7 protein-coding genes and 3 pseudogenes are annotated in these 9,598 nt (G+C 38.6%); 9 read left to right on the forward strand and 1 reads right to left on the reverse strand.

Going from position 1 to position 9,598, the window contains the following annotated elements; genetic code table 11:
• Nucleotides 1-205: 205 nt before the first annotated feature.
• The 7 genes from DMC01_RS04930 to ligA all read left to right on the forward strand — a co-directional run bounded on the left by DMC01_RS04930 (nucleotide 206) and on the right by ligA (nucleotide 7,720).
• A complete protein-coding gene (locus DMC01_RS04930; protein WP_142693175.1) occupies nucleotides 206-679 on the forward strand; it encodes an RNA pyrophosphohydrolase in 474 nt (157 codons plus the stop codon).
• The gene (locus tag DMC01_RS04935) at nucleotides 679-1,878 is read left to right on the forward strand and encodes an aspartate kinase (protein ID WP_142693176.1); all 1,200 of its coding nucleotides are present in this window, start codon (nucleotides 679-681) and stop codon (nucleotides 1,876-1,878) included. The genes DMC01_RS04930 and DMC01_RS04935 overlap by 1 nt, the downstream gene beginning before the upstream one ends.
• Nucleotides 1,878-2,408: a HobA family DNA replication regulator gene (locus DMC01_RS04940; protein WP_142693177.1), complete on the forward strand. Its 531-nt coding sequence runs from the start codon at nucleotides 1,878-1,880 to the stop codon at nucleotides 2,406-2,408. The genes DMC01_RS04935 and DMC01_RS04940 overlap by 1 nt, the downstream gene beginning before the upstream one ends.
• A 282-nt stretch (nucleotides 2,409-2,690) precedes the next feature.
• On the forward strand, nucleotides 2,691-3,290 hold the full coding sequence (locus DMC01_RS04945) for a nitroreductase family protein (protein ID WP_142693178.1): 600 nt from the start codon (nucleotides 2,691-2,693) through the stop codon (nucleotides 3,288-3,290).
• A gap of 446 nt (nucleotides 3,291-3,736) precedes the next feature.
• Nucleotides 3,737-4,291, forward strand: a complete 555-nt coding sequence (locus DMC01_RS04950; protein ID WP_246059023.1) for a DNA polymerase III subunit delta' — start codon at nucleotides 3,737-3,739, stop codon at nucleotides 4,289-4,291.
• On the forward strand, nucleotides 4,288-5,433 hold the full coding sequence (folP, locus tag DMC01_RS04955; protein ID WP_142693180.1) for a dihydropteroate synthase: 1,146 nt from the start codon (nucleotides 4,288-4,290) through the stop codon (nucleotides 5,431-5,433). Before DMC01_RS04950 ends, folP begins: the two co-directional genes overlap by 4 nt.
• Entirely contained in the window at nucleotides 5,426-7,720 is a 2,295-nt protein-coding gene (ligA, locus tag DMC01_RS04960) for an NAD-dependent DNA ligase LigA (protein WP_427846093.1), read from the forward strand. Before folP ends, ligA begins: the two co-directional genes overlap by 8 nt.
• 147 nt (nucleotides 7,721-7,867) lie before the next feature.
• Here ligA and DMC01_RS04965 read toward each other — a convergent pair.
• Nucleotides 7,868-8,616, reverse strand: a pseudogene (locus DMC01_RS04965) (IS1595 family transposase).
• Between the two features lie 44 nt (nucleotides 8,617-8,660).
• Here DMC01_RS04965 and DMC01_RS04970 point away from each other — a divergent pair.
• Together DMC01_RS04970 and DMC01_RS04975 are read left to right on the forward strand one after the other, a co-directional pair.
• Nucleotides 8,661-9,238 (forward strand): annotated as a pseudogene (locus tag DMC01_RS04970) (aspartate-semialdehyde dehydrogenase); the annotation flags it as partial.
• Nucleotides 9,239-9,322: 84 nt separating this feature from the next.
• Nucleotides 9,323-9,598, forward strand: a pseudogene (locus tag DMC01_RS04975) (IS1595 family transposase); the annotation flags it as partial.

The following is a 9,598-nucleotide window of genomic DNA, read 5'->3' on the forward strand; positions in this document are numbered from 1 at the left end:
TTTATATACACAAGGATATGAAAAGCTATTAAAGAGCCTCATTTAAGGCACATAGACTTTTAAACTTCTTAGCAAGGCTTTATGACAAAAACAACTTCTTTAAATGCCTTTGGGGGTAAAAATTTCATCATTATACTTAAATTTGTAAGGCTTTGTAAAAGAAATTTGGCTAAAATACCCTTTTAAATTTAAGAAGGATAAGCTAGTGGAGAAAGAAAAAAAATACCGCCCAAATGTCGCTGCTATCGTGCTTTCACCAAAATATCCTCTTGAGTGCAAGGTGCTTTTAGCAAAAAGAAACGATATGGATAATATTTGGCAGTTTCCACAAGGTGGCATTGATGAGGGCGAGGATGCCAAAAAGGCCTTATTTAGAGAGTTAAAAGAAGAAATTGGCACAAACAAGGTTGAGATCATAGCCACCCATCCTGAGTGGATAAATTATGATTTTCCTCAAACAACAGCCTTGAAAAAAAGATACAATTTTGACGGACAAAGTCAAAAGTATTTTCTAGTTCGCCTAAAATCAGGTGCAAAGATAAACATAGACACAAAGCATCCTGAGTTTAGTTCCTATCAGTTTGTCAGTATGAAGAAATTATTTGATCTAATCACTCATTTTAAAAGACCCATTTATGTAAGGGCTATTCAGTATTTTCAAAACCAAGGATACCTCTAATGCTCATAGTTCAAAAGTATGGAGGCACAAGCGTTGGCAACTTAGAAAGGATAGAAGAGGTTGCAAAAAGGGTGGTTGAAGCCAAGTGGGCTGGGCATGATCTAGTAGTGGTGGTATCTGCTATGAGTGGGGTAACAAATTCTCTCATAGAACAAGCGGAGTATTTCAGCAAAAGCCCAAACGCTCAGGATATGGATCTACTTTTATCTAGCGGAGAAAGAATCACCTCAGCCCTTTTATCCATAGCCCTTAACGCAAAGGGCTACAAGGCTCTTGCCTTTTCAGGACGCAAGGCTGGCATACTAACAGATAGTATATTTACAAAGGCTAGGATAGAAGAAATTAACGCACAAGCTATCAAAGAGGAGCTTAAAAAGGATGTCATTGTCGTAGTGGCTGGCTTTCAGGGTGTGGATAGGCAAGGAGTTGTTACTACCTTAGGGCGAGGGGGAAGTGATCTAAGTGCTGTTGCCCTTGCAGGTGCTTTGAGTGCTGATCTTTGTGAAATTTATACAGATGTGGATGGGGTTTATACCACAGATCCTCGCATAGAACCAAGGGCAAAAAAGCTTGATAAGATCTCTTATGATGAGATGTTAGAACTTGCTAGCCTTGGTGCAAAGGTGCTTCAAAACCGCTCTGTTGAACTTGCAAAGAAATTAAATGTGCAAATTATAACCCGCAGCAGCTTTAATAAAAATCAAGGAACACTCATTACAAAGGAAGAAGCGATGGAACAAGCATTAGTTAGTGGCATAGCACTTGATAAAAACCAAGCTAGAATCACCCTAAGACAGATCAAAGATGAGCCAGGAATAGCAGCTGAAATCTTTTCAGCCCTTGCAGATCAAAACATAAATGTAGATATGATCATTCAAAATGTAGGCATTGATGGGGCTACAAATTTAGGCTTTACTGTGCCTGAAAATGAACTTGATCTAGCAAAAGATACTATGAAAAAGGTGCTAAAAGACATCATCATAGAAAGCGATAAAGAGATAGCAAAGGTTAGCATAGTGGGGGTGGGTATGAAAAGCCACTCAGGTGTAGCCTCAAAAGCCTTTAAAACCCTTGCCAAAGAGGGCATAAACATAGGTATGATAAGCACTAGCGAGATTAAGATCTCAATGATAGTGCAAGAAAAATACGCCGAGCTTGCCGTTAGAGCCTTGCACGAGGCTTATAGGCTGGATCAGTAATGGATTATTTAAGATTTTTACTTGAAACCATACGAAGCGGTGGGGTCTTTATGTCCTGGCTAGAAGCAAGAAGGCTTGAATTTGCACCGCTTATGTCGGCTAAATTTAGCCTAATGCTTGAGGGCAAGAGCTTTGTTTTAATTTGCGATGAGAAAAGAGCTTGGTATGAGAGGTATTTTTTGCAAAAGATTAACGCAAAATCCTACCGTCCCTTTGTCCCCATCTTTTCGCTTGATAATTTCTATGCGCATAGAATCAAAAATAGCGAGGACATAAGCTTATTAAACGATCTGCTTGAAACTGCCTTTCCAAATGGCTTTGTGTATTTTTATGTAGGAGAAAAAAATAGCAAAAATTACGAAATAGCCAGAAGCCGCGATGAAAGCCTACTTTGGCTCTTTGATGAGCAGCTACAAAATAGTTTTTTTTTAGACTCAAAGGATGCAAACCTAGATGAAAAGCTAATCACCCTTTATAAGCTTTTTGATAAGAGCTTGGATGCTGTTTTGTTTTCTAAGGTATCTTTGTAGCTTTGATAAATTTTTAGCTTAAATTCAAGCTCTGTGGCTGAATTTTTGCGATCTTCGCTTGAATTTTAAGAATGATTGAGTTTTAAGAATGCTTGAGTTTTTACAATGCTCTGACTTTTGCTTTAAATTTTATGAATGCTTTGCTAAATTCAAGCCTAGTGTGCATTTTGATCTTATAAAATCTTTCATTTTAAACCTTTTATAGCAAAGCTCACATCAAAAAGGCTTTAATTTTAAAACTAAATTTGTGAATTTTTAATATAATCTTTAAAAGGAGTTAAAATGCTAGAACTTTTTCAAAAACGTTATTCTTGCCGTGAATTTTCTGCACGCAAAATTAAAGATAGAGATCTTCATCAGATCCTAGAGGCTGCAAGGCTTAGCCCTAGCTCGCTTGGGCTTGAGCCTTGGAAATTTTATGCTACAAAGGATAAAGATAAAATAGCACAGCTAGGAAGCATTTGCAATGAACAAGCACAGGTAAAATCAGCTGCCGCTCTTGTTATCATCACTTCTAGGCTTGATTTTAAGGATTATTTTGCCAACAAGATCAGATCTCGCAAGGGTATGAGCGAGGAGCAAAAAGAAAAGCGTATAAATAATTACGGCAAACTTATCCATTCTATGAGCGAGGAAAAAACAAGATTTTATGCTAGAGAACAAGCCTTCATAGCCCTTGCTAATCTAGCCCTAGCTGCTACGCTTTTAGACATAAACTCTTGCATCATAGGAGGCTTTGATGAAAAAAGGCTAAATGAGTATTTAAGGCTAGATTTAAGCAAAGAAGTATCCACCATAGTAGTAGCACTAGGATATGGTCTAAGTGCTGAGATACCAGAAAAATCTCGCTTTGACTTTGATGAGGTGGTGAAATTTATCTAAGAACGAGTTTTAAATAGCTTCTTTGCTAAAAATGATGAAGCTTAGATAAATATTATTTGCCATTTTGGGAAAAGAAGCTGGGCATTCTAGCAAGTAAATGCCACAAAATAAGCACACAAAATGCGAGAGTTTAAGCTTTTTTGCAAAAGAGCTGGATTTTTGGGGAAGATTATTCTTGCCAAAGTCCTTGATCATTTGTTATTTAATGTTTTCAAAAATGACAAAATAAGACGAAGGCTTTTTAGACTTTATTTTTTGAAGCTGTGAATTTGAGAAAAAAGATTTTTACCAAGGTAAATTTTACTTAGCTATCTTTGTAGCTTAGCTGAGCTAGGGCTTGAATTTTTAAGTTTTAAACCGTGAATTTGTTGAATTTAAAGGAAGAAACCGTGAGTTTTACAAGCAAAATTTTAATCACCGGCGATTTTGAAAGCATTAAGGAGCAAATGATCAAGGACTTTGGCAAGAATAATCTTCGCTTCATACCCAAAAATCCAGCTGTTGATTTTTTGATGGATGATGCAAGGGCTGTTGGAAAGGAAAGCTACATAGCCGAACAAAGCGAGAAGATCATCATAATAATGGCAAATGCCTTTCGGGTCGAGGCTCAAAATTTCTTGTTAAAGCTCTTTGAGGAACCTCCTAAAAATGTGAAATTTTTAATAGTTTGTCCGTCTAAAAATTTACTTTTGCCAACGGTTCGTTCTCGATTTATTTGTGAGATTTTAAACAAAAAAAAGACAAGAAGCCCTTTGGCTATTGATTTAGTGGGGCTTGATTATAAAAAAATGCTTGAGTTTTTACAAGAAAATGAGACGCTTGATAAAATTACCTTGCAAGAAATGATAGCAAACTTTGCTTTGCAAAGCTCTAAAACACACGCTTTAAACGAAAGGGATTTAGAGTTTTTCTACAAGGCTTATGAGCTTGCCCGCCTAAATGGCAAAGCTAGTGTAATCCTAGCCACCCTACTTTTAAATCTATATGAAAGCAAAAAATGAAAATCTACAAAATCAACTCAAATACCGATTTTAACGAGCTTTGCAAACACATAAAGCCACATAAAATGGGGCAAAAGATAATGCAAGAAAAGGCTAACATTCATTTTTTCTTGCTTAAAGATTTAAGCAGCCCAGCTGCAAACATACTAAAACAAGATGCTTTAAGCGTGGGAGCAGAGCTACTTACTCACAATGATACCATTTTAGGCACCTTGCCTCCCTCCAATGCTCTTTTAATGGCTACAAATTCGCAAATTCAAAGGCTTGCCGAAAAAGAAAGCAAGCAGGACTTTGGCTTGAAAGAACTTGCCAAATTTTTAAAATGCAAATTCGCCAAGCCCAAACGCGCCAAGCTTATGGCGGTTGTAAATATCAACGAAGATAGCTTTAACCCACGAAGTCGCGTGAAATTTGCTGAATTTGAAGAGCGTTTAGAAAATTTACTCGCTTTAAAGCCCGATTTTATCGACATAGGAGCGGTATCATCTCGCCCAGGAAGCCTTTACTGTGGAAGCGATGAGGAATTTAAGCGTTTAAAAGAGCCTTTGGAGTTAATTTACAAAAATAATTATTACGACAAAGCCATATTTAGCCTTGATAGCTTTGATGAAAAAAGCCTTGATTACGCTTTAAATAGGGGCTTTAAGCTAATCAATGACATTACAGGGCTTAAAAATGAGGCTTTAATAAAACTTGCAAAAAGCTATAATGCCAGCTACTGCCTAATGCACATACAAAATGAGCCGCAAAATATGCAAGATAATCCACATTATGAGGATTTGCTTGGAGAAATTGATGAATTTTTTGCTTCAAAGCTTGAGCTTTTAGACAAATTCAGCCTAAAAGATGTGATTTTGGATGTTGGCATAGGCTTTGGCAAAACCCCACACCATAATATGCTTTTAATCAAGCATTTGGAGCATTTTTTACGCTTTGAAAAGCCCTTGCTTGTGGGGGCTAGCCGAAAAAGTGTTGTAAATGCTTATTTTAAAAGCGAGGTTGAAAGCCGCCTTGCAGGGTCTTTGTATTTGCATTTAAAAGCCTTTGAAAACGGCGCTAGCATTATCCGCACGCACGATTTGTATGAGCACAAACAAGCCTTTGCCTTGAATTCAGCTATGAGGGAGCTAGGCTATGAGTGAGAGTGAGTATTTACAGGGTGTTGCAAGGGCTAATGAATGGATGAGAGCCTACTATGAAAGCGATGAGCCACTTGCTAGCGATGAGGAATATGACGGTTTAATTAGAAAGCTACGCGAATTTGAGCAGCAAAATCCTAGTTTAGTAAGTGCTAATTCGCCTACTCAAAAAATCGCCCCACAAATTCAAAGCGAATTTAGCAAGATTAAGCACGGTGCAAAAATGTGGTCTATGGAGGACATTTTTGATGAAAACGAGCTTTATGCTTGGGCAAAAAGGGCAAAATGCGAGGATTTAAGCCCTGCAAATACGCTTTTTGAAAGCTCAAATAACGCTACAACAAAAAGCGAGAATTCAAACAAAACGCTTTTTGATAATCTAAACAATGAAAAAAGCACAACCTTTGAAAACTCAGACGCCAAAACAACACTTAAAAATTCAAGCACAGCTACAATAAAAAGCGAAAATTCAAGCACCCCCACGCTTTTTTCAAACTCGGACAACAAAAATATCACGCTTTTTGAAAACACCACAAACGACACCTTCTTTGTCGAGCCTAAATTTGACGGAGCGAGCCTAAATTTAACTTATAATAAAGGCGAGTTAGTAAGCGGTGCTACCCGTGGAGACGGCGAAGTTGGCGAGGATATAACCCTCAATGTAAAAGAAATTGCTAGCATTCCAAAGCGTATAGATTACGAGGGCAAGATAGAAATTAGAGGCGAGATAGTCATCTTAAAAAAAGACTTTGAAGTCATCAATGAAAAACGCATACAACAAGGACAGCCGCCCTTTGCAAACCCCAGAAACGCAGCAAGTGGGAGCTTGCGTCAGCTTGATACTAGCATTACCAAAGAGCGAAATTTGATGTTTTATCCTTGGGGGGTGGGCGAGAATTCGCTGAAATTCACAAAGCATAGCGAGATAATGGACTTTATAAGAAGTCTTGGCTTTTTAAAGGATGAATTTATAAGGATTTGTGGCAGCTTGCACGAGGTGATAGCTTGTTATAAAGAGCTTTTGGCACAAAGAGAGCAAAAAAAGATGATGATGGATGGGATGGTGGTGCGGTTAAATGACTTAGCAAGGTGTAAGGAACTTGGCTACACGGTGAAATTCCCACGGTTTCAAGCTGCTTTTAAATTCCCAGCCCTTGAAAAAACTAGCACCCTTTTGGATGTGAATTTGCAAGTGGGGCGAAGCGGAGTCGTTACACCTGTGGCGGTTTTAGAGGCTGTGGATATAGACGGGGTCAAGGTTCGCTTTGCTAGCCTTCATAATTTTGATGAAATTGCTCGTTTAAATGTCAAAACAGGAGACACTGTTAGCGTGATAAGAAGCGGGGATGTCATACCTAAAATCACAAAGGCTTACACAGAAAGACGAAAGGGGGATGAAAAAGACATAGCCCGTCCTACGCATTGCCCTGTGTGCAATGAGCCACTTTTAGATGAGGGCACCTTGATAAAATGTCAAAATTTAAGCTGTGAGGCAAGGGTTGTTGGGGCTATAATTTATTTTGTCTCTAAAAAATGCCTAAATATAGAGGGCTTGGGGGAGAGCATAGTGCAGCTTTTGTTTGAAAGGGGCAAGATAAGAAGTGTGGAGGATATCTTCTTTTTAAAAGCCTCTGATTTTGAGGGCTTGGAGGGCTTTAAGGATAAAAAAATCAACAAGCTCTTAAATTCCATAAAAAATGCTCGCAAAACCCAGCTACACCGCTTCATAAACGCACTTGGTATCGAGCATATCGGCGAAGTAGCAGCCAAAAAGATAGCAAAGAGCTTTGGCACAGAGTGGATAGATAAAAGCCAAAGCGACTTTCTCGCCCTTGATGATTTTGGCGAGATTATGGCAAAATCAGTGTGCGAATTTTTGCGCGTAAATTATGAGCGTGTGAAAAAATTCTACGAAATACTTGAATTTGAAAGCCAAACAAGTTTGCAAGGCGAGATGATAGCACAAAGCAAGAGGGGTGTGGAAAATGAGACGAGTTTGCAAGGTGTAAATTTTTCAAACAAAAATTCACATAACTCAGCCAAGCAAGATTTAAATTTCACAAATTTAAATGACAAAACATTTGTCATCACAGGCACACTCTCAAAGCCTCGTGAATTTTTTGCTGAACTTATTGAAAATCTAGGCGGCAAGGTGAGCTCAAGCGTGTCAAGCAAAACGCATTTTGTGTTATATGGAGAAAAGGCAGGGAGTAAATTTGACAAGGCTAAAAGCCTTGGAGTTACTTGCCTTGATGAGGATGAGTTTTACGCACTCATTGAGGGTGAGTAGCACTCAAATTCGCACAAAGGGTGTGAATTTTTAACAAAATAAATACAAGTCTATCTTGGAATTTGTATAAATTTTGTAAAAATTCACAAAAAATACCAAAATTCACGCAAAATTTAAATCAAATAATAAGACAATAAAAACTTAGGCTCAAGATACTCTAATAGAATTTTCCCTTATCAACTTTAATAAATTTTGATAAAGATTTTGTCCTAAATTTTTCGTCTTAATTGCGTTTCCTTTAAGTGAAGGACAAAATTTTCTTTCTTAGCCTTTAAATTTAGCAAGTGTCAACTTCGCAAAGCCCCAGAAATTCTATATTCCATTTATGTGATTTCGTCCCTTTGCAAACTCGTTTTTAGAGTGTTTTACCCTATAATGTGCCTTTGCTCCTTCTTGCAAAGTTGCAAGACAAAACGAAGCAAAAAATCCACCAAGGCACCGTAGGCTTTGAAGCTGTTGCTGTAAATTTCACTTTCTTTAAGCTCCGCAAAGTCCCTTATAATAGGCAATAGCTCTTTCGCAGAGCAATGCTTGACGATCTGCGTATAAACTCGTGCGATTGCATTTTAGCATTCCTTCTCACAGAGTTACGAGTGCATAGCACGAAGTAAAAACACGGGCGTTTCAGCCCCACGCCCACGCTTGCCACGAACGCACTTTGCACCGAAATAACTCTCATCAACTTCAACCACTCATTTTGCTAATTTTTTCACACTCTTTGGCTATTAAAATGCGAATTTCTCGTAAAATTCTATTCACACAAGGACGAGTTATTTTGCAAATTTCGGCGATTTTTTCGCCTCTAAATCAAGGCAGAAATACTTTAAAATTCCTTAAATTTCTTTTGAGACAATTCGGGAATGAATCATATATTTGTTTTTCATTTTATTATCCATACTTTAAAATGATATTGTATCAAATTAAAGTATCTTGAGTCAAAATTTATAGTGTCGCCTGTGCCACAGGTACTGTGGGCGAGGAACTTCTAAATGTTTTAGATGAGCTTGACTTTCCTGTATCAAGCATTTTACCCCTTGCAAGTGCGAAAAGTGTGGGCGTGGAAGTGGAATTTAAGGGGCAAAGCTACAAGGTGCAAGAGCTTACCGAGCAAGTGTTTGCTCAAAACTATGTGGATATAGCCCAGTGCTGGCGGCTCTGTGTCAGCCAAATTTGTGCCGTTTGTGATCAAGGCAGAGGCCTTAGTCATCGACAACACAAGCCATTTTCGTATGCAAGAAAATATCCCCCTTGTCATGCCTGAGGTAAATCCCAAGGACATTTCGCAGTGGCGCGAGACGGGCATCATCGCCAACCCAAACTGCTCGACCATACAAATGGTGCATATTTTAAAGCCCCTTGATGACGCCTTTGGCTTGCAGTGCGTTGATGTGGCGACCTATCAGGCGGCGAGTGGTGCTGGCAAAGAGGGTATGAACGAGCTTGCGTGAATTTTTTGCCTTTAGGCTGGATGGCTTCAAGCCCACGACTTTCCCGCACACACTCGCACTCAATGTCATCTAGCATATCGACATTTTCGAGCCAAACGACTACACAAAAGAATGGCGATTGATACTTTTAGCTGATATAATTACGGCTGAAAGGTTGGTAAAATCGATGTTAAACAAGTATATATTTTTGCCCTACATTTCGGAGCGAAAATTTAGGCAGATTTTAGAGTGTTTTTGTGCTGACATTTGCGTAAGCAAAATCGCTGTTTTGTGTAAGGTTTCTCGCCCTTGTGTTAATAGAATAGTGCAGCAAATAAGGCTTTTAATCGCAAAAGAGTGCGAAAAAATCTCAGCGGTGAAATCGAAGAGGGTGAGAGTTATTTTGGAGCTAAAAGAGTTCGTGGAAAGCGTGGGCGTGGGGCTGGAAAAA

Origin of the sequence: Campylobacter troglodytis, assembly GCF_006864425.1 — a bacterium.
Taxonomy (GTDB): domain Bacteria; phylum Campylobacterota; class Campylobacteria; order Campylobacterales; family Campylobacteraceae; genus Campylobacter_D; species Campylobacter_D troglodytis.